Origin of the sequence: Zunongwangia profunda SM-A87, from assembly GCF_000023465.1 — a bacterium.
Taxonomy (GTDB): domain Bacteria; phylum Bacteroidota; class Bacteroidia; order Flavobacteriales; family Flavobacteriaceae; genus Zunongwangia; species Zunongwangia profunda.
In genome coordinates, this window is the sequence record NC_014041.1 from 3,761,756 (window position 1) to 3,788,296 (window position 26,541).

The window sequence follows — 26,541 nt, forward strand, 5'->3', positions numbered from 1 at the left end:
AATTAAAATTGAATATTTACTCCCAGGGTATACAAGGAGGTAAGGGGGTATATATAGGTATTCCCATCTGGAGATTCTGGATCTATCCCTTTGTCACTGAGTTCATTATTGAAAGTAAACAGGTTGTTACCATTAGCGTAAACCCTGAAGGAGTTAATTTTCGCTCTTTCAAAAAATCCTCCCTGGGAGAAAGTATACCCAATCTCTATATTTTTAAGACGTACATAATCATTTGAAACAAGCCAGAAATCGCTAGTCAGCCAGTTATTATCTGAAGAGGTAGCATCAAAAGTTGCCCGAGGATAGGTGATTTCCTCTCCTGCTGCTACCTTTTCAGGAGTCCACCTTCCTTCATACATCCATTCCCATACATTACCAGCCCTTTTATAAAAAGGCAGTGTATAACCTGTGTTTAGGTAGTATGAACCATTATGGGATCCTACCAGTAAAGCACTCAGATCGAATCCTTTATAGTCAACACTGAATCTCAAATTCATGTGATACAACGGATTGTTGGGAAAGCCTATTGGGCTGATGTCTTTATTATCGATCATGCCGTCGCCATTGATATCTACATATTTTATATCCCCAAGAGTTGCCTTATTACTTGTGAAGGTGTTATATGGTCTGTTGGCCAATTCCTCCTGGTTATCAAAAAACCCATCACTTGTCAAACCAAATTTCTGGCCTATACTAAAACCCGTCTGATTCATCCATGGATAGGGATTTGGAGCTTCAGCTCTATAGACGATCTTATTTTTTGCGTAAGTGACATTGCCAGCAATCGAATACCCCACCTCCCCGATTCTGTCATCCCACTTTAAAGAAAGCTCGAAACCTTTATTTTCAGTAATCCCGATATTTGCCGGGGGAACAGAAGAGGATGGAACGCCATATACTGCAGGGATGGTTCCTATAGTAGTTAGAATGTTGTCCCTGCGTTCCTCAAAGTAATCATAGGTAAAATTCAACTTATCTTTGAAAAACCTGGCCTCGATACCAAGGTCATATTTTTTAGCCTTTTCCCAGGTGACAAAGGGATTTCCTAATGTTCCTTCCGTTACTCCGGGATAATAATCATTGGTAGAAGATCCATTGCTATCGCCTAACCAATACCCGCCTTGATTAATATTATAGGTATTGGGAAAATACAGATATCTTCTTCCGGTTCCGGCCAAAAGGTCATTCCCTACAATTCCATAAGAACCTCTTAACTTAAAAAATGTTAAATAATCATTTTCCGGAAAGAAAGGTTCTAAGGAGGGAACCCATCCCACAGAATATGCTGGAAAAAATCCAAAGCGCTCACCTTCGGCAAACTGCTCCGTTCCATTATACCCCAGGTTAAACTCCAACATGTACTTTTCGAGATAGTTGTAAGTCACCCTTCCTACCAATCCCATTATACCTGATGGAGTATTATTTGAATCATTGGGTAAGGTATATTTTGAAGCTTTACCAAGAAAAAGCATACTATAGTTATGATTTTTATAGGAACCATTATAATTTATGCCTGCATCCACGTAAATTTTATTCCAGTTCCCATAACCGTAGGAATTGAAAGTGTTATTATATATGGCGCCTCCAAAGAAATCGAGTTCATTAGGATCGTTTGGATTCCGCTGCACAGTATAGGCCGGCAGGGAAGGCACATAAGTAACATAGCGGTTATAATTGTCCTGATAATTTACAGTCCCATGAATTTTCAAACCTTCCAGTAAATAATCCATAGTATGTTCAACTCTTACCGTGTTATCAAGTAAGGTGTTATACAGGCTGCCAGTTCCGCTGTTCAATAAATTGAATACCGCATTCTGATTTCCTATTTGGCTATCGGTTTTAAGAGCCAGAGGATTTTGAGGGGTACCAGGAACACCAGCATATCCGCTGATCAAATGCCCATTCATGATACCGGGGGTCATAAAAGGATTCCCATCATAGATATATTGCATAATAACCTTATATCTTCCCGACAAATCGTACGGATCAGCATTAGTTCCAGGCCCCTGGGTTTGGCCGAACTGGCCCGCCAGATTAAGTGATATCTTGAGATTTTTTACTACATCAATATCAAAATTTGACCTAAAATTATAACGTCGGAAGTTGGATCCGGTATTGGCCCCGTAATAATCAGTAGCTGATGTTATTCCTTTTTGAGAAAAATAGCCCAGGGACACAAAATAGCGGACTCTCTCCGTACCTCCGTTTATATTAAAATTCAATTGAGTTTGAGGTGCCAAATCTCCAAATTGCTCTGCATATAAATCCCGATTTCCATAGTATACGGCAGGGCTATTTTTTAAAGCGTTTTTTTGTTCCAGGGTCAGATTAGCCATGGCATCAACCTCTTCAGGAGTAAAATCCCTATTGTTCATGAACTTCCATAAGTCATCCTCATTATATATATAAGCTGATAAACCATCAGTACTGGGATAACTGTTCATCTCATTTTCAATACCCTCGTTGCGCATAAGCGCCCATTCATAAGAGGACACTCCTTCCTGTACACTTGTTGCCCTTGTAAGACCGTAATTGGCTGAAAAATTAATTTTCGCTTTTCCTACCCTACCTCTTTTAGTGGTCACAATGATGACCCCATTGGCTCCCCTGATCCCGTAAACTGCAGTGGATGCAGCATCTTTAAGGACACTTATACTTTCTATTTCATTGGGGTCAATGGCATTCAATTCGTCAAATGCTCGCTCTACGGCCTGTTCCACACCATCAATCACAATAAGAGGCGTGGTATTACCATAGGTTGCCAACCCTCTTATTCTAATATTAGTTGAATTTCTCCCAGGCTCGCCACTCGTCTGTAAGCCGGTAATTCCCGCTCCGCTACCAACGAGTGCATTGGTTATATTCCCTACCCTGTTGTTGACGATCTGTTCACCTGAAATTTCTGAGATGGCCCCGGTCACATTGATCTTTTTCTGAGCCCCAAAAGCTGTTATGACCACTTCATTTAAACTCTCGGCTTCAGCTAGAAGCGTAACATGGATAGGCGAAGATGTAGCCATTATTTCCTGAGGGCGAAACCCAACATAGGAAAATACCAGGGTTGTATTTTCATCAGAAACAGAGAGTGAAAAATTCCCATCAAAATCAGTGATCGTTCCTTGATTTTTACCTTTTACCGAAACCGTAGCCCCAGGAATAGGAACACCTTTTTCGTCCTTCACAGTTCCCGTCACCGCAGTTGCTTGTGCATAACTCACTAATGTAAAAAAGCAAAAACAAAAAACTTAATAAGAACCTAAATAGTTTCATCATTATATAGTTGATTAGCATATTCATTACAATATTAGCACTCATAACTATGTTTTTTTAATACTTTTTCATCAAATGGTAATATAAAATAAACATATGGTATTAATGATAATATAAAACGTTATCGTAGAGCTAGCAGCAGGAGTACCTACTTGAGTTTTTCAATAAAGACAAATTATTTAAAAAGGCTTTTGTCAGCTCTAGCTAAACGGTATTTTTAATATTCAACGATAACTGCCGACTTTCCACTTTATCCATTATCCAAATGCTTTCTGGATCCAACAAAAGCAGGCAATGTTGAAAAAACACAGCTCCTTTAATTTCTTCTTTATAGTGCGATAAAAAAATTGACGCCTAAAATAAAGCATCCTTGTATCTTAATGGAGTTTTCAATATTACCTAAAAAATCGGAAAGGGAAATTCTGCTTTAGCTGTTTGAAGAATATAGGTTAAGCCTTTCATAGCTTCTTTTAGCTAAATAGTGGTCCCTAGAAGTTGTTTAACAGCAAGTAAACCAATGAAACGACCTTCCCGTAATGCGGAACGTCATTTGTCATGGCCGTTCCATTTTCCTAACAGGAAGTGAAAAATAAGAGGAAAGCCAATTTTCAACATCAATCACATAAAACCGCTTTGTATTTGGGGGAAATGATCAACGGGAATTCCGGCAGCGTGCAGAAGAAAGGAACGGGAACTGCACATGCTTACCATAAAGTAGGACTGGCCAATTATGGAATCCATGGTAGCATTTTTATAGTGGAACTCCCGGTATCTCCCTCTCCTTCTTCGGTTTTATCTTTTTGATCCTGTATCTTTTATGCAAAATTCTGATTGAATTGTGGTGCCGAGTTACTCTCATCTCCAATTTCCGGATTGTTTGTTAAGCCTTCTAAATTTATATTTTACATCAGTAAACCGCTGATTTAAAATTATTACCATTAGACAAAATTGTATTATTCATTGAGAACATTTAGTTCTATTATTGGATATAAAAATCCGCGTAAAATTTCCCATGAGTTTAGTACAGTCCGATTAAATAAAGAAGCATGAACAGAAGAAACCTTTTAAAAGTAATAGGCATCTCCGCAGTTGGAGTAGCCACTGTTCCTTTATGGTTGAATGCCTGGTCTACAGAAGATCTGCCTCAGGATTCTCTGGAATTAAACGAGGAACAGAAACTTATGTTATCAGAAATTGTTGATACTATAATTCCAGCCGGGGAAATTCCGGGAGCAAAAGACCTTGAAGTGGATAAATTTATACAGGTAATGGTTGCCGCTTGTTTCGAAGAGGACGTGCAAAAGCAATTTTTAGCAGGTTTTAACGACCTGAAATCTCTTGCAAAAGACAAATTTGATCAACCCTTTACAAAACTTTCAGATAAAGAACGTATCACCCTTCTGGAGACAATGTCAGCTTTTGACGACCAGGAAAAGAAATTCAATTTTGTGGCTTTCATAAAAGAACTCACTGTTACTGGATATATGAATACACGATACGTAATGGAAAACCTATTGGAATATGAATTCATACCTGCACGGTTCGATGGAAGTTTCCCTGTGGAGAAAACGGTTTACAGCAATACATAAACATGGCAAACTTAAATTTAAATGCAGCGAAGCAGCAAACCTATGACGCAATAGTAATAGGCTCCGGAATTAGTGGAGGATGGGCTGCAAAAGAATTGACCGAAAAAGGATTAAGAACCCTTGTTCTTGAAAGGGGAAGAAATGTAGAACATATTAAAGATTACCCCACCACCCAACTGCGCCCCTGGGAATTTGAATTGCATGGAAAATTGTCTTTGGAGGTAATTAAGGAAAATCCTATTGTCAGCAAGTGCTATGCTTTCAAGGACGATGCAGACCACTTTTTTGTAAAGGACAAAGAACATCCTTATGTTCAGGAAAAACCATTCGACTGGATAAGAGGATACCAGGTTGGTGGAAAATCTTTACTATGGGCCAGACAAGTACAGCGCTGGAGCGATTTTGATTTTGAAGGACCTGCCCGTGATGGATTCGCTGTAGATTGGCCTATCCGATATAAAGATTTGGCTCCCTGGTATAGTTATGTGGAAAAGTTTGCAGGTGTTTCGGGAAATAGGGACGGACTTAAAGAACTACCTGACGGGGAATTTCTGCGTCCTTACCCTTTAACCAAAGTAGAAAATTATTTTAAAGAGCATGTTGCTGAAAATTATAAGGACCGGCACGTGATCATTGCCCGGTGCGCCCATATTTCTGAACAAAAAGATATACACCGAGAACAAGGCCGTGGCCAATGCCAGAACAGAGTAATATGTCAACGAGGCTGTCCCTACGGCGGATATTTCAGCAGTAATTCCTCAACTATTCCTTGGGCAGCGAAAACGGGAAATCTCACACTACAACCGGATGCTGTAGTAGAATCCCTGATCTATGATGACCAAAAGGAAAAGGTGACCGGCGTTCGTGTAATTGATGCAAAAACTAAAGAAACTTCCGAATATTTCTCTAAAGTTATTTTTGTCAATGCATCTGCTATCAATACTAATTCCATCCTTTTAAATTCTAAATCCAGTCGATTTCCAAACGGGCTTGGCAATGATAGTGGTCTTTTAGGTAAATATGTAGCCTTTCACAATTATCGAGCAAAAATACAAGCTGAATATAATGGTTTTCTTAATTTCACAACGGATGGAAAAAGGCCTACCAGTGGATATATTCCGCGGTTCAGGAATGTTCATAAACAGGAGACAGATTTCCTCAGAGGCTATGCTTCCAGTTTGGGTTCGTACAGAAGAGTGATTTCCAATACCGAAGGTATGGGATCTACTTTAAAAGAAAATTTATTTAATCGTAAATTGGGGCCATGGCAAGTAGGCAACCATATGATGGGAGAGACTATCCCGAAGGAGTCGGGTTGCGTCAGTTTACACAAGTCTGAAACTGATGCATGGGGAATGCCTCTGATCAATTTCTCTGTAGATTATGACGAGAATGATGAAAAAATGATTCAAGATTATTTTGAGCAAATGACCGAAATGTTTGAAAGTGCCGGGTTTACTAACATTAAGACCATGGATAGTCACCAGGCCCCGGGACTGGATATACATGAAATGGGCGGGGTTCGCATGGGAAAGGATCCGAAAACTTCCCTACTCAACCAATGGAACCAAATGCATCATTCTAAAAATGTCTTCGTGACAGATGGCGCCTGTATGACCTCAACTGGAACACAAAATCCATCGTTGACCTATATGGCCCTAACTGCAAGAGCCGTGGATCACGCGGTAAAGGAAATGAACAAAGGAAATTTATAATAATGAGTAATATTAATCTAAACAATAAAAACATGAAAAAGATTCACCTGTTGCTGTTATTACTGATATTAGTAATGCAGCCCATTTCCGCACAACAAAATCCCGAGGGTGAAGACCTCGACTGTAAGTTAGGAGTTCAGGCATATACATTTAAAAATTTTACTTTTTCAGAAGCACTCGACAAGATCAAAAGCATTGATTTAAATTATGTTGAAGCTTATCCTGGACAGAAAATAGGTGGTGGAATAGAAGGCACAATGCATTATGATATGGATGCACAAACCAGAAATAAAGTACAGCAGTTGTTGGATTCAAAAGGGATAGAAGTGGTAGCATATGGCGTGGTCACGGGGAAAAATGAGCAGGATTGGAGAAACCTGTTTGAATTTGCCCAGGATATGGGAATCGGAATCATCAATTCCGAACCTGCACCTGAAGATCTTGATTTGGTGAACAAATTAGCCGGGGAATATGACATTACGGTTGCCCTTCATAATCATCCTCTGCCAAGTACTTACTGGAATCCCGATACAGTACTCAAGGCTGTAAAAGGAAGGGAGAATATTAAAGCCTGCGCAGATGTAGGTCACTGGATACGTTCCGGGATGAATTCTGTTGAGAATTTGAAAAAACTCGAAGGACATATTGCCAGTCTTCACTTCAAAGATCTTAATGAGAAGTCAAAAGAAGCACATGACGTACCCTGGGGAACAGGAATTAGTGATGTGGAAGCATTAGTAGAAGAATTAAAACGGCAAAGTTTCGAGGGGGTCATTTCAGTTGAATATGAGTACAACTGGGACAACTCCCTTCCTGAAATAGAAAAAAGTGTGGAATTCTTTAAGAAAATTGCAAAATAACTTTCTAAATTATCGAAGGTTACCGGAGCTTTATTTTCAAGCTCTTCTTCCTTTTCATGTGGAAGAGAATATTTTAAAAGTTTAGAGACAGTTTCTATAGGTACTTCATTGGAAAGTGTAATGGTTGTAGCAAAAGTATGCCTGGCCCATATGAAAGGTTAAATTCTTCCTGATGTCGCAAAGATCAGCTACCTCATTTATAAAGATTAACCTTAACATTGGTTATAACGGGTAAAAGACTTTGGTTCATTTCAGTCATTGGATGTCCTTAGTATTTACTGATAATCTCTAGCGCCTTATATAATAACGGAATCTTAACTTTCGTTTTGTTTCTTTGTACTGATAACCTCAAAGGCTTTACAGAGGCGATCTTAAGTGTGTATCCAAAAACCCAGGTTCAGCTTTGTATTGTACACCAAATCCGTAATTCGCTGAAGTATATCGCCTCTAAAGATCAAAAAGAGTTTATGAAAGACCTGAAAAAGGTCTATAAAGCCGTCACTAAAGATGTAGCCGAAGATGAGTTATTGAACCTGGAAGAGAAATGGGGTAGTAAATATCCCGTAGTCATTGAAAGCTGGCAGCGCAATTGGGAGCAGCTATCACAGTATTTTCAATACACTGAACCTATTAAAAAAATCTTTTACACCACTAACGCAGTGGAAGGATTCCACCGCCAGATCCGGAAAATCACCAAAACAAAAAGGAGCCTTCACCAATGATATTTTCCTGCTCAAGCTGATTTACCTGGCCACGAAGAATATTGTGAAGAAATTGACAGCTCTCTTGCATAATTGGAGCCTTACAATCCTGAAATTTTATATTAAATTTGGAGACAGGATACCCTAGACCATAAATGCCAATTCCCCTGGGGCTAGCCCCAGGGGAATTGGAACATCAGACAGAGTTTAATTACAGATCCTTAAAAGCACCCCTAACTTTCACTTAATAAATTTCAAATTCCGGATAAGATGGGTTTGGGTTGAAATCAATTTTAGATAAAACCTACCTTCCCCATTTAAACATTGTTTTTATACATTTTTATTTTAAACCGGAATTTTTTAATTAAGTCCTATACGTTTTATTCTCATTACTGCTACCAGTCCGGCAGCTACAGTTATTCATAAAAGCACCAAAATAAACCACCAGTATGGCAGTATCTAAAGAAAGAAGCGTTCCAAAGTCCGCGGCAGGATTTCTAATTGATTTCCGTCCAAATTTTATATATTTCCTTCCCTCACTAATAGCAAATACAAAATCTATAGTAAGTTCCTTTCATCATTAGAAAATGCGATTTTTTACCTTCATTTATTCAGTTTGATTTAAAAATCTTTTCTTTCTTCCAGACCATATCTAAGTGGATTTATCAATCCCAAGAAGTTTTTAATCTTTTAAAATAAGGTTGTTCATTCCAATTATCCCTCAGCACATTTCCCTTCCGTTCCTCCAGGAAAAAGCGCTTCCTTGTAAAAAGTCCCGGACACAACTGCAAAAGCAGCAGCAGATCATTTATGAATAACGTGTCCTTGTACGAAAAGATACTGACTCTTCTCCTACTCCTGCTATGCTTTTCCACTTAAGTCTGGACTTGCAACAAAAAACTGGACAAATAGTTGAATGACTACGCTGCTAGTTTAAGGTTATACATGTCTAATTCAAATTCTCTTATAGTTCTATTTCCTAAAAAGGAATGTCTTCTTCTATTATTATACCAAGTTTCTATCCATCCAAAGATGGATAACTCCGCTTCAGATCTCAACTTATAATTGTGCCTATAAACCCATTCTACCTTTAATGATTTAAAGAACGATTCAGCAATGGCATTATCCCAGCAATTACCTTTTCTGCTCATAGATTGGTTTACTAAGCCATTGTAACTTTTAATTAATGAGGTAAACTTATGGCTGGCATATTGTATACCTCGGTCGGAATGAAAAATTAAAGACTGGGTTAAAGTAGTTTTCTTTATAGCCATATGCCAAGCCTTAATAATAGTGTCTTCTGTACTTAGATTATCGCTTAGAGCCCATCCAACAACTTTGCGGTTAAACAAATCAATAATGACAGTAAGGTATAACCAGCCCTGTTTGGTTTTGATATAGGTTATATCGCTTACCCAAACTTGATCCTGTCGGCTTACTTCAAAGTTTTGGTTTAATAAATTAGGAGCTATGGGGTAATTATGTTGACTATATGTGGTTGCTTTAAACTTACGTTTTCGTTTTGCAAACAAATAATTAGCACTCATAATACGTGCAACTCTAGGCTTTGATATTTTATAGCCTAATGTCTCTAGTTCTGTTTTTATTCTAGGTGAACCATAGCTTTGAAAGCTATCTTTAAATATAGATTTAATAAGCCCAGTTACCTTTTGATTTTCTAACCATAATTTACTTGGTCCCGATTGTAACCAATGGTAATAGCCACTTTTGCTTACTTTCAATATTTTACACATCGTCTCGACAGGAAATCTCATAAGGTGTTGTTTTATAAACCTGTATTTTTCTTGTCGCTCGCGGAGAAGATGCTGATGGCCTTTTTTAAGATGTCTCGTTCTAACTCGGCTTCTTTTAATGCCTTTTTTAATCGGGCTATCTCTTTTTCTTCATCGGTCATTTTAGGATTACCACGGCCAGGGAAACTGTTGTTACCGTAATCTTTTAACTCTCTACGCCAACGGTAAAGTACAGATGGAAATATATCCAAGTCTTCACATACTTGTTTTACATTGCCTTTAGCATAACTTAACTCGACTGCTTTTTGTTTAAATTCTAAGGTGTAATGTTTAGATTTTCTTCTCATAATTGCTAAGGTAATAACTAGCAAAAATATTCTCTCAACTTAGTGTCCGGTCTAATGTAGTAATTCCACCCTGAAAGCAGGCTATCAGGTATTGCTCCGTGATGAAAAACAAAAGCAAATCAATAAGTAATAACTATTTAAAATTCCATAAAGATGAAAAAGATAAATGCATGTATGGTGATGGGATTTTTCCTGTTCCTTTTCGGATTGAATGTAAATGCTCAAAGCATCCTTCAACCCAAATCAATCGCTCCTTATCCTGTGGAGATTACCTATTTTAAAACGACCAATATTATATTTCCAAGCGCCATTGTAGGTGTGGACAGGGGCAGTAAAGATGTGTTGGCACAAAAAGCCATAGGAGCTGCCAATATTCTACAGCTCAAAGCGGCAAGGGACAGTTTTCCGGAGACTAACCTGACGGTAATTACCGCAGACGGGAAATTAAATTCTTTTGTGATTAACTATGACCCCAAGCCATCTGTCTTGAATATTTCCATGAAGGAAAGGGATAACAAAAACAGTATTTTCCTTTCACCAGGATCGGTTAACGAAGCTGAAGTCACTACTTATGCTACACATGCCTTGTATTCCAAATACAAAGGGCGTAAGGTAAAGCACCGTAAATATGGTATACGTTTCGGATTGAACGGGATATTCATTCGGGACAACCTGATGTACCTGCGGTTAACCATTACCAATACCTCCAATATCAGTTATGATATTGACCAATTACGCTTTTTTATCCGTGACCAGAAAAAAGCGAAAAGGACGGCTTCACAGGAAATCGAGATTACTCCGGTACACATCCAAAATAAGGTAACAAAAATTGACGGTCGGTCTTCACAGGCCTTGGTGGTTGCGGTTCCCAAGTTTACCATTCCCGATAAGAAATATTTCGCTATTCAATTGTTTGAAGCAAACGGGGGAAGGCATATCGAACTCAGTGTAAAAAACAGGACGATTATTAAAGCTGTAGTACTTCCCACATTGCAAATCAACAGGAAATACACCTATCAATAACTTTTAAATCAATTATCATGAATCAGAAGAATTTAGAATACCTGAAAGATCAGATTAAATATACCGGTTTCGGGGAAGGCTTTGAAGCTCCCTTAAAGCGGATGATGGAAATAGAAAAGCCAGCTTTTAAGCTGGTACATGAAACCCAATTCGGTATTGATAAGGTGGAAGCCCGAATGAATTTTAGCAAGTCCAAGCAAACGGATATGTATTTCTTCAACTCGTACCAGGTGAGTGTGCAAAAGGAAAACAATCCTGATGAGGCTATGAAACAGACCTTCTATATCAACAAAGGCAATAATATTACGCTGAAAGAAGCCTATAACTTAATGGAAGGCCGGTCGGTTAATAAAGATCTAAATAACAAGGAAGGACAACTCTACAATGCATGGCTACAGATGGATTTTAAACAGAGTGATGACAATGGAAATTTCAAAATACAGCAGTACCATCAAAACTATGGCTATGATCTGGAAGCAACACTCGCTAAACATCCCATTAAAGAACTGGAGAACGAAACCTATAAATCCAATCTGATGGATTCCCTGAAAAAGGGAAACCTGCAATCGGCGACTTTTCAAAAGGAAGGTTCGGAGCAGAAACAGTACATCGAGGCGAATCCACGGTTTAAGACCATCAATATCTATGACAGCAATATGCAACGGGTGGATAATCGTAAGTCCAAGACGGAAAAACAATCGGAAGCACAAAGCCGCTCTGCTAAACAGGAGCATAAAGGTCAGGAGCAGCCGATTGCCGACGAGGCTCCGGATATACCGAAGGCTAAAAAGAAAAGAAAGAGACCCACCATAACCTAAACGATATGGAACAGCTAAAGCCTTTATCTGATTTTTTTACGGCTATTGAGCAGGATGGCCGTATCAGCATTACACATATAGGGATTTATGCTGCCCTGTTGGAGTACCGGGCGCAGATGGGCAATAGCAATCCAATAGTGGCATTTAGTTATGACATTATGAAGATTGCAAAAATATCGTCTGCCATGACCTATCATAAATGTGTAAAGGATCTCAATGCCTACGGGTATATACGGTATGAACCCTCATTTAATAAAAACAGGGGGAGTAAAATTTACTTTCCCGAAAGCGATGGGTAGAGAATGAATTAATTTTTCGGTACAAGGCCCTTCGGGGCTTTTGCTGTTTTAAAGCGGAGGTGCAAGATGGAAAATGAAGTAAAAAGAATTCCGCCGGAAAAGGCAATAGCACTATTAAAAGAAGATGGTATAGAAGTAACAGCGGAACAGGTGAAAGTAATCCTGGATTTTATGTATGAGATCGCGGATATTGTAGTAGATCAGTATCTGGCAAAACCTGCCTGAATTTCGTATATTTATAAACGAAATCAGGCTGTTAGATGGTACAACCTTAAGACACTCAAAAGATGAAAATTGCAGATTTATACATACGGGTAAGCACGGATGAACAGGCCGACAAGGGATACTCACAACGGGATCAGGAAGAGCGTTTGCGCAAGTATTGTGAGATCAACCATATTCAGGTACGAAAAGTGATTTATGAGGATCATTCTGCAAAAACCTTTAAACGTCCTTCCTGGACAAAACTATTGGGCATCCTTCGTAAATCCAGAGGGCAGTCCGATTTGATCTTGTTTACCAAATGGGACAGGTTCAGCCGAAATGCGGGAGATGCTTATCAGATGATCGGTACGTTGAGAAGATTGGGGGTAGAACCGCAGGCAGTAGAGCAACCACTCGACTTATCCATTCCTGAAAATAAAATGATGCTTGCCTTTTATCTGGCTGCTCCTGAAGTGGAAAATGACAGAAGGGCATTGAATGTATTTCATGGGATGCGCCGGGCTAAAAAAGAAGGGCGCTGGATGGGAACGGCACCGATTGGATACATCAATAAAACCAATGAAAGCGGTAAAAAATATATTGCTCCAAGGGAAGTCCAAAGCGATGTTATGAAATGGGCATTCAAAGAGTTGGCAAAAAATATGTTCAGTACCGAGCAGGTTTGGAAAATGGCAAAGGAAAAGGGGCTGAAATGCAGTAAGAATAATTTCTGGACAGCTATCCGTAATCCTATGTATTGCGGTAAAATATTTATTCCTAAATACAAAGATGAAGAAAGTCAATTGGTAATGGGGCAACACGAACCCCTGATATCTGAAGCCTTGTTTTATGATGTACAGGATGTGCTTGACGGTCGTAAAAAAGTGATGCGGGCTAAAATGAAGGTGGATGGTCATTTTCCATTACGTGGATTTGTGATTTGCCCGGATTGCGGACGTATGCTGACCGGTAGCAAGTCGAAAGGGCGTTCCCAGTATTATTACTATTACCATTGCTCTGGTGGCTGTAAATTCAGACACAAGGCTGAAGATATGAATGAAAAGATCGTTTCCGAAATTGGGAAATATGTGTATTCCATTCCTAAGCTGAATCTATTTAAAGAAGTCATTACTTCGGTATATAAAACAAAAACCAGAGACAGGATTGGAAATATACAGCAGTTGAAAATCCGTTTACAGGACGAAAACAATAAACTGAGTAAAGCAAGGGAATTGCTTTTGTGTGGTGATATTGAAGCGGATGATTACCGAATGATGAAAGCGGATGCCGATAAAAAAATAAACAGGCTGGAAGCTAAACTGACAAGCACGATAACCGACACTCAAAACGTAGAACCCCTGTGGGACAAGGCGATCAGCAATCTTTCACAGTTGGGCTACTTGTATGAAACCGGGACGATTACACAAAAAAGAAAGATCATTGGTTCGGTCTTTCCTGAAAATCTGACTTTTGACGGATTTGAATATCGAACCACCCGGGTTAATGAAGCAATCAAGTATATCACACTGATTGACAAAGATTTAAATGGAAATAAAAATGGGACAAACTCATCATTTTTGAATTTGTCCCATCAAGTGACCCCGGCAGGATTCAAACCTGCAACCCTCAGAGCCGAAATCTGATATTCTATTCAGTTGAACTACGGGGCCATTTTACAATATTTCTTTTAAAAACTCTCTCCCAGAACCAGACTTTAGATATTTCTCATAATATCTAGCTTTTTCACGAGAATCAAAACTTTTAGTTAATACTAATTCCCAAGGTTTAAACCCTTTTGTCGATCTATTCTCCCCTTGGTTATGCTGGTTTAATCTTTTTTCTACATTTTGAGTCAGCCCTTTATAAAGACGTCCATCTTTTAAACTACGCAAAACATAAACATAATACATTCATTTATGAACTTATAACTTGTCCTACCGAAACCTGCCTGCCGGCAGGCAGGTCTGATATTCTATTCAGTTGAACTACGGGGCCTTTTTCAGTTTAAGAAAGGACTGAACACCTTATTTTTTTATGCTAATTTCTTTTTTACAATTAAAGAAATAGTTTTTCCATCTGCTTTACCGGCAAGTTCCTGAGAGGCTACTCCCATCACTTTCCCCATATCTTTCATACCATCTGCTCCGGTTTTAGCAATAATCTCCTCTACCTTAGCCTCAATTTCCGCTTCGCTTAACTGCTCTGGTAAGAACTGAGAAATAACTTCAGCCTGTTGCTCTTCCGGCACTGCCAAGTCTTCTCTATTTTGTTCTCTATATACCTGTGCACTGTCTTTACGCTGCTTCACCAACTTCTGTACGATCTTTAACTCCTGATCTTCAGTTAATTCTTGCTGACTATTTTCAGTTTTTGCTAAAAGAATCGCTCCTTTTACCGCTCTTAAAGCCTCCAAAGCTGCTGAATCTTTTGCCTTCATCGCAGCTTTCATCTGAGTCATTACGTCTTTTTCTAAGCTCATCGTAATAAATTTGAAGTGCGAAGATAAAATTTTAAAATCGAAAAAACCACTTAAAATTCTTTCAAAATTAGCTATTTTCAAACTCTAACAAACTACAAGCTTATTATGTATCTAAATATGAAAAGAATCTTGTTTGCCTTCATACTGTTGTTAGGCCTGCAAGTTTCTGCGCAACAACATTTTACTGAAAGCATTTACAAAAACAAAGATCAAAAAACTTTAACCTACGCCGAAAAAGAAGGCCAAAAGCTTTACCTTGATATTTATGAACCGGAAAATTCTTTTAAAAACCGACCTGTTTTTATTTTTATGCATGGGGGCGGTTTTGGCTTTGGGAGCCCCCGTAATGATGATGAAGTGCAATTGGCAAAAACGGCAGCCAGTTATGGCTATGTAGCTGTACAAATTTCGTATCGCCTAACTCGAAAAGATCAGTCTTTTGGTTGCGATTTTGAGGCTGAAGGCAAAATAAATACGTTTAAACTGGCTGCTGAAGATTTTTTGGATGCCGTAAGTTTTATAATCGATAATAAAGAGCAATTTAATATCGACCCTGAAAAAATTATAATCGGCGGTAGTAGTGCTGGTGCTGAAGCGGTTTTAAGCGCTGCTTTTAATCAGGATTTATTAATTTAAAGATACCGCTAAATACGATAATATTAATTTTCAGGGAATTTTATCGCTCGCCGGAGCAATTGTCGATAAGCGCTATATCACTAAAGTTAATGTGGTACCAAGCATATTTTTCCACGGAATGGCAGACAATGTGGTGCCTTATGCTACGGCACCTCATCATTTTTGTAAAAAAGATGAACCCGGATATCTAATTTTAGATGGGTCGCGCAGCATTGCAGATCGCTTAAAAGAACTGGACACGCCATATATGATATATAGTTTTACCGGAGCCCGTCACGAAATTTCAAGCATTCCTTTTCCTTATTTAAAAGAAGTTTTTCAATATTTTGATGATGTATTTTTGAATAAAGTGCATCAGCAGATAGAAATCGTGAGATAGATCAAATTGTAAATTTATGAGATATTTTTTAATAGCTTTTCTAGCTTTCCTTTTGTCTGGAAACCACTTCTTAATGGCTCAACGTGAAGATCAATTGCTGAATAAAAATTGGAATTTTTCTTTAGACCGTGATCAGGAAATAACAGAAGTTTCTATCCCTCACACCTGGAACGCAAAGGATGCTTTTACAGAAGGTTCCCAATATTATCGTGGCAAAGGCACATATTCCAGACAGCTAAAAATTCCGAAAAAATGGCAACAAAAAAGCATTTTTCTAAAATTTGAAGGCAGCAACCAGCTTACACGTGTTTTTGTAAACGAGCAACTGCTGGGCGAACATATTGGTGGTTATACGGGCTTTATTTTTGATATCACCAGCGCCATACATGCTGGTGAAGAAAACATACTACGGGTAGAAGTTGATAATACGCATAACAATGATATTCCTCCTTTAGATGCTGATTTTAATTTTTACGGCGGAATATATCGTGATGTCTCCCTTATCGTTACCGGGCCGGTGCATTTTAATCTCGCCAGTGAATCTTTAGGAAATTTGCTTATTAAAACCCCTGAAGTAAATCTTGAAGAAGCCGAAATTTCGATAGAAAGTACTCTTGTAAATGATGCTAAAACTTCCAAAAAAATTAGCCTGGAACTATCGATTTTCGATCCTACTGGAAAGAAAATAAAAACCCTTAGAAAAATCACCAATTTGGGATCGGGAACGTCTAAAAGCATTCCTATTATGCATCGCATTACTTCGCCACAACTATGGTCGCCAGATCATCCAAATTTATACCGCGTGGAAGCAAAAATCTATGATGCTAAAACCAATATGACACTGGATAAACAGACTTCAAATTTTGGATTACGATGGTTTAGTGTGGATGCCGAAGAGGGTTTTATACTAAATGGGAAGCCCATCAAATTAATAGGAGCCAATCGTCATCAAGACGTTACCGGCCTAGGCAATGCACTACCAAACGATCAGCATCATTCAGATTATAAAACAATCAAAGAAATGGGCGCTAATGTGATACGTACCGCGCATTATCCACAGGATCCCGAAGTTTATAAAACCTGCGACGAGCTTGGATTACTGGTTTGGAGTGAAGTGCCTGTTATTAACGACGTTACCAACAGTGAAGCTTATCATCAAAATGCACTACAAATGCAGCGGGAGCAAATCCTTCAGTTTTATAATCATCCTTCAGTGGTGATTTGGGGTTATATGAATGAGATTTTTATACAGCTCATCTTTAATCCAAAAGAAACCGAAGCAGAAACCCAAGATAAAATCCAAACCACTGTCGCTTTGGCTAAAAAACTGGAGATGGAAACCAAGCGACTGGATCCAAATCGATTAACGGTGATGGCCCTTCACGAAAACGAAATTTATAATGAAACCGGAATTGCAGATATCCCGGATGTTATTGGTTGGAATCTTTATTTTGGATGGTATTCTCCCGGCCTCGATAGCTTTGGGAAATTTCTGGACGATCAGCATAGTCGCTATCCTAACCGGCCCTTATTTATTTCTGAATACGGCCCGGGAAGCGATACCAGGCTTCAAACCAACCAGCCCAAACCCTGGGATTATTCTGAAGCTTACCAGCTTAAATTGCATAAAAGTTATATCAACCAGGTAGAAGAACGTGATTTTGTTTTTGGAATGACGGCATGGAATTTTGCGGATTTTGGTTCAGATATCCGTCAGGATTCACGTCCCTTTATTAATCAAAAAGGACTGGTAAATATGGATCGTAGCAAAAAAGATATCTATTACTATTATCAGGCAAGGTTGCTAGAGGAACCATTTATTTATATCGCGGGAGAAAATAATGAAACACGTTATATTCAAAACAAAAAGGATACAGTTGAAGTTGTAGTATTTTCTAATGCGGAAAAGGTACAGTTAAGCACTAAAACTCAAAATTTAGAAGCAGCTGTAAAGAATGGTATTGCACGTTTTTATATGGAATTAACCGAAGGTGAGCATCAACTAATAGCAAAGACAGAAGACCCCAATCCGGTTTCCTTTACTCGTAACCTCAAAGTGAAAAACAGAAGTCACCTGCTTGAAAAACTTAACAAAGAAGCACTTCGTGTAAATGTAGGTACGCACGTATATTTTAAAGATGAAAGCAACAATGATATCTGGATAAGTGACCAGCACTACCAAAAAGGCAGTTTTGGATATGTTGATGGTGAGGTTTATCTCAAAAATGCTGGAAAATTTCAGGGCACAGCTTCTGCTATTTCTGGAACTGAAAATGATCCTTTATACCAAACGATGCGGGAAGGCTTAAGCGCTTATAAATTTGATGTACAAAAAGGCCAGTATAAAATCACCTTATTACTTACCGAACCAGAGTATAATGTGAGCACAGAGAATATTTATAATTTAAATGAAGTTAGAGCAAAAGCGATAGAAGGCTTAAGAAGTTTTGACATCTCGATTAACAATACTCTTTACAAAAAAGATCTGAATCTTGCGCGTGATTATGGTCCACTAAAAGCGGTAAAACTTTCTTTTGAAGCCGAAGCCAGAAATGATGAAGGGATTAATATTCAGTTTTCTCCAAATGCAGGCAAGGCGCTCCTTTCTGGTATTCAAATTGAAAAATTATAATAAAGAATTGTAACTAAATACTTCAGTTTTAGAATAGCTTGTAATTATTTTCGGGATAGTAGATTCATGTTTAAACCACTATACAAATAAGCTTATAAATAAAAAAGCTCCTGCCAGGCAGAAGCTTTTTTATTTTCCATATCAATTCAAGATTGATAATAAATCTATTCTTTCAACATAAAGCTATTTTCAAATTCAGCATCCGAGCTTCCGGCGATAAAAAATTCAAATTCTCCAGGCTCAGCTACATATTCTAAACTACTGTTATAAAACTTCAAATCTTCCGCACTAATTTCAAAAGTTACGGTCTTAGATTCGCCTTTTTTCAGCATAATTTTTTCAAAACCTATGAGCTGCTTCATCGGTGGCGTAATGCTTCTCACTTTATCATGAATGTATAATTGTACCACTTCTTCACCATCATAATCACCTGTATTTGTAATTATCGCACTTAAAGTGAGAGTTCCATCCATTTTTAATTCATCTGCACTGGCTTTTACATCACTGTACTCAAACTCGGTATAACTTAGCCCATAACCAAAAGGATATAAAGGTGAATTTGGAGTATCTAAAAATTCAGATTTAAACTTTTGGAAACCTTCTACTTCTCCCGGTCTACCGGTTCTTTTCATTGCATAGTACACTGGTACCTGCCCGACATTTCGTGGCCACGATGCGGTAATTTTTCCTGAAGGATTATAATCTCCGAAAATAACATCTGCAATAGCATTTCCTGCTTCAACACCAGGATGCCAAACCTGAAGAATATCGATATTCATTTCTGACTCCTCTGAAATATTTAGAGGACGGCCACTCATTAAAACCAGTGCCATTGGCTTACCGGTTTTAGCTAATTCTCTAATCAGTTTTTTCTGACTTTCAGGAATCAACAAATTGGTTCTACTCGCTGCTTCACCACTCATCTCAGTCGCTTCACCAACAACGGCAACGATTACATCCGATTTTTTAGCTACTTTCAAGGCTTCTTCCAACATTTTTTCTGGAGAAGTTTCGCTTATCTCAGCACGCGGTCCAAATACATTGATATTTTCAGCTAATTGCGCATCATCTGTAATATTCGCGCCCTGGGCATAAGTCACTTTTGCTTTTGGTGCTACATTTTTAACACCTTGTAGAACAGGAACAGAAAGTTGTGGATTACCTGTTGGCGCCCATGTTCCTAACATATTATTCTTATTATTCGCTAAAGGACCGATAAGAGCAATTTTAGCATTTTTCTTAAGTGGAAAAACACCGGCATCTTTCTTTAACAACACAAAAGAATGCGCCGCTACTTTTCTGGAAAAAGTCCTGTTTTCTTCAGAAAGAATATCCTTTTCAGGTCGGCTTTCATCTAAATATTTATAAGGATCATCAAAAAGACCAAGCTTATATTTTGCTTCTAAAATTCGACGTGCGGCAGTTGTAATTTCTGCTTCGGTAACTTTTCCTTCATCCAAGGATTTTTTAAGGGTTTTTAAATAACCTTCACCAACCATATCCATGTCTAAGCCGGCTTTTAATGCCAAAGCTGAAACGGCCTGAAGATCTCCCATACCATGAGCGATCATTTCGTTTAAAGAGGTATAATCTGAAGTTACAAAACCTTCAAACCCCCAGCGGTCACGAAGTAAATCGGTTAATAACCATTTATTCCCTGTTGCCGGCACACCATCTACATCGTTAAAAGAACTCATTACACTCTCTGCCCCGGCATCGATAGCGGCTTTGTAAGGTGGTAGATATTCATTAAACATTTTTACCCTACTCATATCTGTCGTATTATAGTCACGACCAGCTTCTGAAGCTCCGTATAATGCAAAGTGCTTTACGGTTGCAATCATGGTATTTTCTTTAGCAAGATCATCACCCTGATAGCCCTCTACCATGGCTTTTGCGATTTGAGAACCTAAATAAGGATCTTCTCCTGCGCCTTCAGCAATTCTTCCCCATCTTGGATCGCGAGCGATATCTACCATTGGTGAAAAGTTCCAGTTTATCCCGTCTGCGGTAGCTTCCTGAGCAGCAATTTCAGCAGTTTTTTTAATCATTTCCATATCCCAGCTTGCTGCAGTTCCTAACGGAATTGGAAATGTGGTTTTATAGCCATGGATCACATCAGAACCGATAAGCAATGGAATTCCCATTCGCGTATCATTCACGGCATAATCCTGGGCTACTCTAATCTTTTCGGGACCGGAAACACCAAACAGTCCGCCTACTTCACCATTTTTAATTTTTTGTTGCACATTATCGCTCACCACTGCACCAGTAGCAACACCTCCACCGGGAGTAAGCAGGTTAAGCTGACCAATCTTTTCTTCAATGGTCATTTCAGCTAAAACCTCATCGACTTTAGCATCCATTTTAGACTTATCTGTTTGCGCCTGAAGGTTTTTTGTTGGGGCAAAAAAGCATCCTGTGATTAGCGAAAATGTGATTAAACTTTTCTTTATCATGTATATATATTTAGGGTTGAACTAACTGTTATTCTATAGGCTTGCCACGCATTCTTTCGAAATTTTTGTAAGCATTTTCTATACTCTTTTCTGAAGCCTGCTCAAATTCTTTTTCGGTAACATTATAATACTGCTGAACAGAATCCAGTTTTTGCTTCATCATTTTAATTTCTTCCTGATATTTGGGATTATCAATCAGGTTATTTTTTTCGTTTGGATCTTCCTGAAGATCATAAAATTCCCAGGCATCATTATCATCATAAAAGTGCATGATCTTATAACGATCTGTTTTAATTCCGTAATGACGTTTTACCATGTGAAAGGCCGGCCAATCATAATAATGATAGTAAATCGCATCACGATCCAGTTCCTTTTTATTTCCGTAAACCACTTCTTTAAAAGAGATTCCCTGCATATCTTTTGGAATTTCAATTCCTGCTACCTCTAAAAACGTAGGTGCAAAATCAAGATTTTGGGTCATGACATTTACTTCAGATTGCTGCGGAATTTTCCCAGGAAGCTGCATTAGTAAAGGCATTCTAAATGAAGGCTCGTACATAAATCGTTTATCAAACCATCCATTTTCACCTAAATAAAAGCCTTGATCTGAAGTATACACTACCAGTGTATTTTCATCTAATCCCTGGGCTTCCAGATAATCTAAAATCTTCCCAACACCCTCATCTACAGAAGCTATGGTTGCCATATAATCTTTTAAATAACGCTGCCCTTTATATCTGGCCAAAGCTTCCCCATGTAAATCCTGTTCCCAAAACGCATCATTTTCCGGTCGGTAAGCTGCATTCCATTGTTTACGCTGCTCGGCAGTCATACGATCAAAATCGTTTGTCCATGGATTACTTGCTAACTCATCTGTACCTTTAGCCCTGCTCATTTTAAGATCATGACCTTCGTACATATCTTTATAGATCGTCATAAGCTGTTCTTCCGCTGCTTCCTGGTTTTCAAAATTCGGGAAATAAGAATCTGGCAAAGGAAACTGAATAGAATCATACTTATTCACGTGGCGTAGCGCCGGCATCCAGTTACGATGTGGTGCTTTATGTTGTACCATTAAGAAAAAGGGCTTTGATGTATCGCGTTGTTTTAACCAATTCAAGGAATAGTCTGTGATCAAATCTGTTGCGTAACCTTCAACTCTGGCGGTATCATTTTCGGTAATAAAATCGGGATTATAATATTTCCCCTGATCCTCTAAAATTTTCCAGTAATCAAAACCGGCAGGTTTTCCAGACAAATGCCATTTCCCGATCACAGCCGTTTGGTAACCATTATTTCTAAAGATTTTAGGCATGGTTTGCTGGGTATTATCAAACTGCTCTCCATTCATCCTAAATCCGTTTTCATGGCTATGCTTGCCGGTTAAGATAACTGCTCTACTAGGTCCACAAAGGGAATTTGTATTATAGTTTTGGCGAAAAATCGCTCCGTTTTTAGCCAGTCGGTCGATATTAGGAGTTGGTGCCAGTTTTCCAATCTCACTTCCGTAAGCGCTAATGGCTTTAACAGCATGATCATCGGCCATAATAAAGACGATATTAGGCTTTTTAGCAGCCGAATTTTCTTCACCAGTAGTTTTCTTTTCTTCTTTACAGGAAAAAAAGCTGATCAGAATAACAAAATATAAGCACTTTAGTTTCATCATTTCTGTTTTTTCTGACTTAGTAACCAAGAATACAATTCGGGATTGTTATAGGTTTCTGTCCAGCTGTTGTGATTCGCAAAAGAATAAATAGTAAATTTTACATTTTCGTTTCCTATTTGTCTTAACGCCATCACCATTTTATTGCTGTTCTCTGGTAAGACTACATTATCCATCGCACCATGAAATACCCAAATAGGCATGTTTCTAAGGTGTTGCGCATTACGGTAAATTGGCCTGTAAATCGCACCACATACAGGGGCCATCGCTGCAAAAAGTTCTGGGTACTTACCACCGGTTGCCCAGGTACCGTAGCCGCCCATACTTAAACCAGTTAGATATACACGGTTTGGATCGATTCGTTCTTCTTTAATAATTTTCTTTACCAATGCAGCAACTTCATCGGGTTGCCAGTAGGTTTCAGCTGGACATTGCGGAGCTAAAATGACAGCGTCAATCTGGTTACCATCTTCTAAATACTGAAATGGGCCGTTTACTTTTACCTTCTGAAGGTCTGTTCCCCTTTCTCCCGCGCCATGAAGAAATACGATTAAAGGATAATCTTCCTTCGATTTTTTATAGGTTTCAGGTTTATAAAGCAGATATCCCATATCTACAGGAATCTCTACTTTTTCTTTAAACTGATTTTCTGAAATATCTGCAGTTTGTGCTTCCGCCGCAATTCCGAAAAACAGAAAAAATCCTGCCAATACAATATTCGGTATTTTCATATTCAATTTTTTAAAGTTTTCTATAATCGGATTGCCATTCCATTATCTATTGAAATCGAGTTTTTCCAGTCCTTTTTGAACTTCAGGAGCACTCATAAATAAGTCCCAAATAAGTCCGCTTCGATAATTTTCGATCATCACTATGATAGGCCCCTGATCGATCGCTAAATATCTTTCCGCTACCCAATCACCCGCGTCTAAACTAAAAGCATCGTAAAAACCAGCAGGTCCCCAAAGCAAATCATGCTGATCTTCGTAAAAATACCTAATCGCTCTTAAGGATTCTTCTGGCGTATAGGGAATAGAACTTACGGCTGCGGTTGGAGAAACCACTCCACGATCGTCATCTGGTGAATGTGCAGCATAGCCTACACTACCATCTTCATTTTTGGTATAACTGGCGGTTAATCCCCAGCTATTTTCACTATAGGTCTTAGAATTATTAGGATTTTCCTGTGCATATTCATAATTGATCTTGCTATGGTTTACGTTTAAATCCCAATAGTTGGCATAGCGGTCACTAAGTCCTTTAGGATTTAATCCTAAATACGAATAATGTGCCCAAAATAATGGCCCAGCTTTGTCACCAACCGTGTTATATTTTAAAATTAGCGGAATTCCGTATGCTTTTTTATCAGTGGTAATATTACCGCCCCTGGCCCATCCCTGGTGATAAACTTCAGGTTTAATGGCATGTCGTGGAGAACTGGCAGCCATGATATAAGTAATAAGGCATTCGTTGTAGCCTTCAATCATAAAGTTTTTTTCGAATTCATAGTCTGGTGACCAGTGCCAAAAGATTCCGTTTTTATTGTTAGTGTACCAGTCCCAATCAATATTCTGCCACAATTTATCGAATTTAGCAGCTACGGCTTTTTCTTCTTCATTACCATCTTGTAAATACTGGCGCACAACAATAAACCCCTGGGCTAAAAATGAGGTTTCTACAATATCGCCTCCATTATCTTTACTGTCTGAGCCAAATTCTTGGGTACCGGCAGTCCTACCATTGATCCAGTGTGGAAAAGCCCCATGATATTTTGGTGTTTCTTCTAGAAAAGTAGCTATTTTATCTAGTCGCTGTACGGCCTCATCTCTTGGTATAAAGCCTCTTTCTATTCCGGCTATAATGGCCATTAAACCAAATCCAGATCCACCTGTAGTAACGATGTCTGGATCATTTTTTGCGTAATCTCCGTTTGGATGATAGCGCTCCCTGGCCATTCCACTATTAGGTTCAGCAAAATCCCAGAAATATTTTAAAGCTTGTTTCTGAACGGTATCCAGTAAGGCTTCTTCACTCAGTTTATTGGAATCCTGAGTTAATTCTTTTGTTGAGTCTTCTGATTTATTTTTTGAAAAGTCGTTGCATGCGGTAAATGCAAAAACTAAAAAAAGAAGATATATAAGGTGTTTATTTAGATTCATCGGTTAAGCTTGAATTAAAAAAGGTGTTTCAGAAAGCTCCCGAAACACCTTTTCAATAGAATAATTTATTAGTATCCAGGATTTTGTTTTAACAAACCTCCTGAAAGGCTTATTTGATCCTGCGGAATTGGAAAAACTTCGTTTTTACCAGACTGAAAACCGAGAGGACCAAAAACTTCTTGGCCCCTACCCTGGCGAATCACATCAAAAGTTCTATCGAACTCCATGGCTAGTTCCAACCTTCTTTCCTTCCAAATAGTTTGTCTTAATTCTGACTGTGAAGTGGTAGTTATAGCTGGTAATTCTACTCTTGACCTAACTTGGTTCAAACTTTCAAGAGCTGCATTCGCATTTCCTAATTCATTATTAGCTTCAGCATTCATAAGTAATACTTCAGCATAGCGTAGTAAAATTAAGTTTTTATCTAGTGCATTTGCTGCCACTGGACCAAAATACATTTTTTCACTGTAATAAGGATTGGGAGCATTCTCACTAACTACTGCAGTGATATTCGGATCGTCTTCATAAAGATAATTATCATACATTTCTTCCCCACGGAAAATAACTGTCGCATCTTTACGAATTTCGTCTCCTGCAGCATCAAAAGCGTCTACTAAGCTTTGGGATGGTACATCGAAGCCCCAGCCCCATTGTCCTCGTACGCCATGATGCTCGGCCAGGTTATTAATACCTAGATTTTCTGCAGAATTTCCTTGAACTTCGAAAATCGATTCTACTGTATTTTCATGATCTATTCTCCAAAGCTCTTCGTAATTTGGATGCAGTGCAAACTCTCCTGAAGCTATAACCTCATTTGTAAGATTTAATACTTCTTGCCAGTTGCCCTGATACATCTGTGCTTTCGCCAATAGCGTTTGCGCAGCTCCTTTGCCAATCCTTCCTACCTGAGGTGGATTTACTGGTAGAAATTCAGATGCGTAAGTAAGATCTTCTACTATAAAATCGTAAACTTCTTGCTTAGTATTTCTTACCAATAAAGCTTCCTGATCATTAGGGTCGGTATCCTCAGTAATTATGGGTACACCACCAAAAACTCTTACTAATGTGAAATAATGATAAGCTCTAAAGAAACGAAACTCTGCCTCATAGGCAGGTATGCTATTCTCACCCAAATCATTAGCAGGATTATTAACAATATTGATCCCCGTATTTGCTGTGGCAACGCCTTTATAATTAGCTCCCCACAAACCGGCTACGGAAACATCTGTAGCATCATGAGTAAAATTATCTAATTTATTTTTATCTGAGCCAGTATCCCCTGGAGCACTTCCTTTATCCGCATCGTCTGATGGGATACTAAAGACTCCCGAAAAAGAAAAAGAATGCTGACTATAATCTTGTAGATGCGAGTAAGAAGCTACTATTGCCTTATTAACATTGGCTCCCTGAAAATAACCACTTCCAGTAGTAGCCTGCCCCTCTGGTTTTACCTCTAAATAATCATCTGTACACGAAACCACTGTCATCGCAGAAACTACGAAAACAACTTTGGCTAAAATTTTATAATGAGTTCTCAAATTTTTCATAGTTTAA

General features: G+C 38.6%; 21 protein-coding genes, 1 tRNA gene and 1 pseudogene. 13 read left to right on the forward strand and 10 right to left on the reverse strand.

Features of this window, described 5'->3' with window-relative positions; all coding sequences use genetic code 11:
• Nucleotides 1-2 precede the first annotated feature (2 nt).
• Entirely contained in the window at nt 3-3,218 is a 3,216-nt protein-coding gene (locus ZPR_RS16495) for a SusC/RagA family TonB-linked outer membrane protein (RefSeq protein ID WP_013072888.1), read from the reverse strand.
• A gap of 634 nt (nt 3,219-3,852) precedes the next feature.
• Here ZPR_RS16495 and ZPR_RS16500 point away from each other — a divergent pair.
• From ZPR_RS16500 to ZPR_RS16520, 5 genes and pseudogenes are all read left to right on the forward strand, one after another.
• Nucleotides 3,853-4,074 (forward strand): hypothetical protein, encoded by a 222-nt coding sequence (locus tag ZPR_RS16500; protein WP_041579033.1) that lies wholly within the window; start codon nt 3,853-3,855, stop codon nt 4,072-4,074.
• A 242-nt stretch (nt 4,075-4,316) separates the two neighbouring features.
• Nucleotides 4,317-4,859, forward strand: coding sequence for a gluconate 2-dehydrogenase subunit 3 family protein (locus ZPR_RS16505; protein ID WP_013072890.1), 543 nt, complete (start codon nt 4,317-4,319; stop codon nt 4,857-4,859).
• Between the two features lie 2 nt (nt 4,860-4,861).
• Nucleotides 4,862-6,574: a GMC oxidoreductase gene (locus ZPR_RS16510; RefSeq protein WP_013072891.1), complete on the forward strand. Its 1,713-nt coding sequence runs from the start codon at nt 4,862-4,864 to the stop codon at nt 6,572-6,574.
• Nucleotides 6,575-6,606: 32 nt separating this feature from the next.
• Complete coding sequence (locus tag ZPR_RS16515) at nt 6,607-7,434, forward strand: sugar phosphate isomerase/epimerase family protein (protein WP_148211760.1); 828 nt, start codon at nt 6,607-6,609, stop codon at nt 7,432-7,434.
• Nucleotides 7,435-7,760: 326 nt separating this feature from the next.
• A pseudogene (locus tag ZPR_RS16520) lies at nt 7,761-8,283 on the forward strand (IS256 family transposase); the annotation flags it as partial.
• Between the two features lie 772 nt (nt 8,284-9,055).
• Here ZPR_RS16520 and ZPR_RS16525 read toward each other — a convergent pair.
• A protein-coding gene (locus ZPR_RS16525; RefSeq protein ID WP_086026153.1) for an IS3 family transposase occupies nt 9,056-10,260 on the reverse strand; the annotation gives its coding sequence in 2 pieces (ribosomal slippage) (nt 9,056-9,981 and nt 9,981-10,260; 1,206 coding nt in all).
• 129 nt (nt 10,261-10,389) lie between these two features.
• Between ZPR_RS16525 and traN the strand changes: the two genes are divergently transcribed.
• The 5 genes from traN (at nt 10,390) to ZPR_RS23065 (ending at nt 14,223) form a co-directional block, all read left to right on the forward strand.
• Entirely contained in the window at nt 10,390-11,259 is an 870-nt protein-coding gene (gene traN / locus ZPR_RS16535) for a conjugative transposon protein TraN (protein ID WP_013072894.1), read from the forward strand.
• 17 nt (nt 11,260-11,276) lie between these two features.
• Nucleotides 11,277-12,077, forward strand: a complete 801-nt coding sequence (locus ZPR_RS16540) for a hypothetical protein (RefSeq protein WP_013072895.1) — start codon at nt 11,277-11,279, stop codon at nt 12,075-12,077.
• Nucleotides 12,078-12,082: 5 nt separating this feature from the next.
• Entirely contained in the window at nt 12,083-12,376 is a 294-nt protein-coding gene (locus ZPR_RS16545) for a hypothetical protein (protein WP_013072896.1), read from the forward strand.
• Between the two features lie 66 nt (nt 12,377-12,442).
• Nucleotides 12,443-12,601 carry a hypothetical protein gene (locus ZPR_RS23470; protein ID WP_013072897.1) on the forward strand — a complete coding sequence of 53 codons (159 nt, stop codon included), beginning with the start codon at nt 12,443-12,445 and terminating at the stop codon, nt 12,599-12,601.
• 62 nt (nt 12,602-12,663) lie between these two features.
• Nucleotides 12,664-14,223: a recombinase family protein gene (locus ZPR_RS23065; protein WP_013072898.1), complete on the forward strand. Its 1,560-nt coding sequence runs from the start codon at nt 12,664-12,666 to the stop codon at nt 14,221-14,223.
• Here ZPR_RS23065 and ZPR_RS16550 read toward each other — a convergent pair.
• The 3 genes from ZPR_RS16550 to ZPR_RS16560 form a co-directional block, all read right to left on the reverse strand.
• A tRNA-Arg gene (locus ZPR_RS16550) sits at nt 14,177-14,250 on the reverse strand. The two genes, ZPR_RS23065 and ZPR_RS16550, sit on opposite strands and share 47 nt — an antisense overlap.
• Before the next feature lie 3 nt (nt 14,251-14,253).
• Nucleotides 14,254-14,490 (reverse strand): GIY-YIG nuclease family protein, encoded by a 237-nt coding sequence (locus tag ZPR_RS16555; RefSeq protein WP_013072899.1) that lies wholly within the window; start codon nt 14,488-14,490, stop codon nt 14,254-14,256.
• A 122-nt stretch (nt 14,491-14,612) separates the two neighbouring features.
• Complete coding sequence (locus ZPR_RS16560) at nt 14,613-15,059, reverse strand: GatB/YqeY domain-containing protein (protein WP_041580072.1); 447 nt, start codon at nt 15,057-15,059, stop codon at nt 14,613-14,615.
• A 117-nt stretch (nt 15,060-15,176) separates the two neighbouring features.
• On the opposite strand from ZPR_RS16560, the gene ZPR_RS23765 reads away from it, so the two are divergent.
• The 3 genes from ZPR_RS23765 to ZPR_RS16570 all read left to right on the forward strand — a co-directional run bounded on the left by ZPR_RS23765 (nt 15,177) and on the right by ZPR_RS16570 (nt 18,706).
• Entirely contained in the window at nt 15,177-15,695 is a 519-nt protein-coding gene (locus tag ZPR_RS23765; RefSeq protein ID WP_233421317.1) for an alpha/beta hydrolase, read from the forward strand.
• A 118-nt stretch (nt 15,696-15,813) separates the two neighbouring features.
• Nucleotides 15,814-16,074: a hypothetical protein gene (locus ZPR_RS23770; RefSeq protein ID WP_013072902.1), complete on the forward strand. Its 261-nt coding sequence runs from the start codon at nt 15,814-15,816 to the stop codon at nt 16,072-16,074.
• Nucleotides 16,075-16,090: 16 nt separating this feature from the next.
• Entirely contained in the window at nt 16,091-18,706 is a 2,616-nt protein-coding gene (locus ZPR_RS16570) for a glycoside hydrolase family 2 (protein ID WP_041579034.1), read from the forward strand.
• 164 nt (nt 18,707-18,870) lie between these two features.
• Here ZPR_RS16570 and bglX read toward each other — a convergent pair whose 3' ends face one another.
• The 5 genes from bglX to ZPR_RS16595 all read right to left on the reverse strand — a co-directional run bounded on the left by bglX (nt 18,871) and on the right by ZPR_RS16595 (nt 26,534).
• Nucleotides 18,871-21,165 carry a beta-glucosidase BglX gene (gene bglX / locus ZPR_RS16575; protein WP_013072904.1) on the reverse strand — a complete coding sequence of 765 codons (2,295 nt, stop codon included), beginning with the start codon at nt 21,163-21,165 and terminating at the stop codon, nt 18,871-18,873.
• A gap of 28 nt (nt 21,166-21,193) precedes the next feature.
• Nucleotides 21,194-22,828 (reverse strand): sulfatase family protein, encoded by a 1,635-nt coding sequence (locus ZPR_RS16580; protein ID WP_013072905.1) that lies wholly within the window; start codon nt 22,826-22,828, stop codon nt 21,194-21,196.
• Complete coding sequence (locus ZPR_RS16585; RefSeq protein WP_013072906.1) at nt 22,828-23,559, reverse strand: carboxylesterase family protein; 732 nt, start codon at nt 23,557-23,559, stop codon at nt 22,828-22,830. Before ZPR_RS16585 ends, ZPR_RS16580 begins: the two co-directional genes overlap by 1 nt.
• Before the next feature lie 42 nt (nt 23,560-23,601).
• The gene (locus ZPR_RS16590) at nt 23,602-24,987 is read right to left on the reverse strand and encodes a glucoamylase family protein (protein ID WP_013072907.1); all 1,386 of its coding nucleotides are present in this window, start codon (nt 24,985-24,987) and stop codon (nt 23,602-23,604) included.
• A 68-nt stretch (nt 24,988-25,055) separates the two neighbouring features.
• Nucleotides 25,056-26,534, reverse strand: coding sequence for a RagB/SusD family nutrient uptake outer membrane protein (locus tag ZPR_RS16595; RefSeq protein ID WP_013072908.1), 1,479 nt, complete (start codon nt 26,532-26,534; stop codon nt 25,056-25,058).
• Between the last annotated feature and the right edge of the window lie 7 nt (nt 26,535-26,541).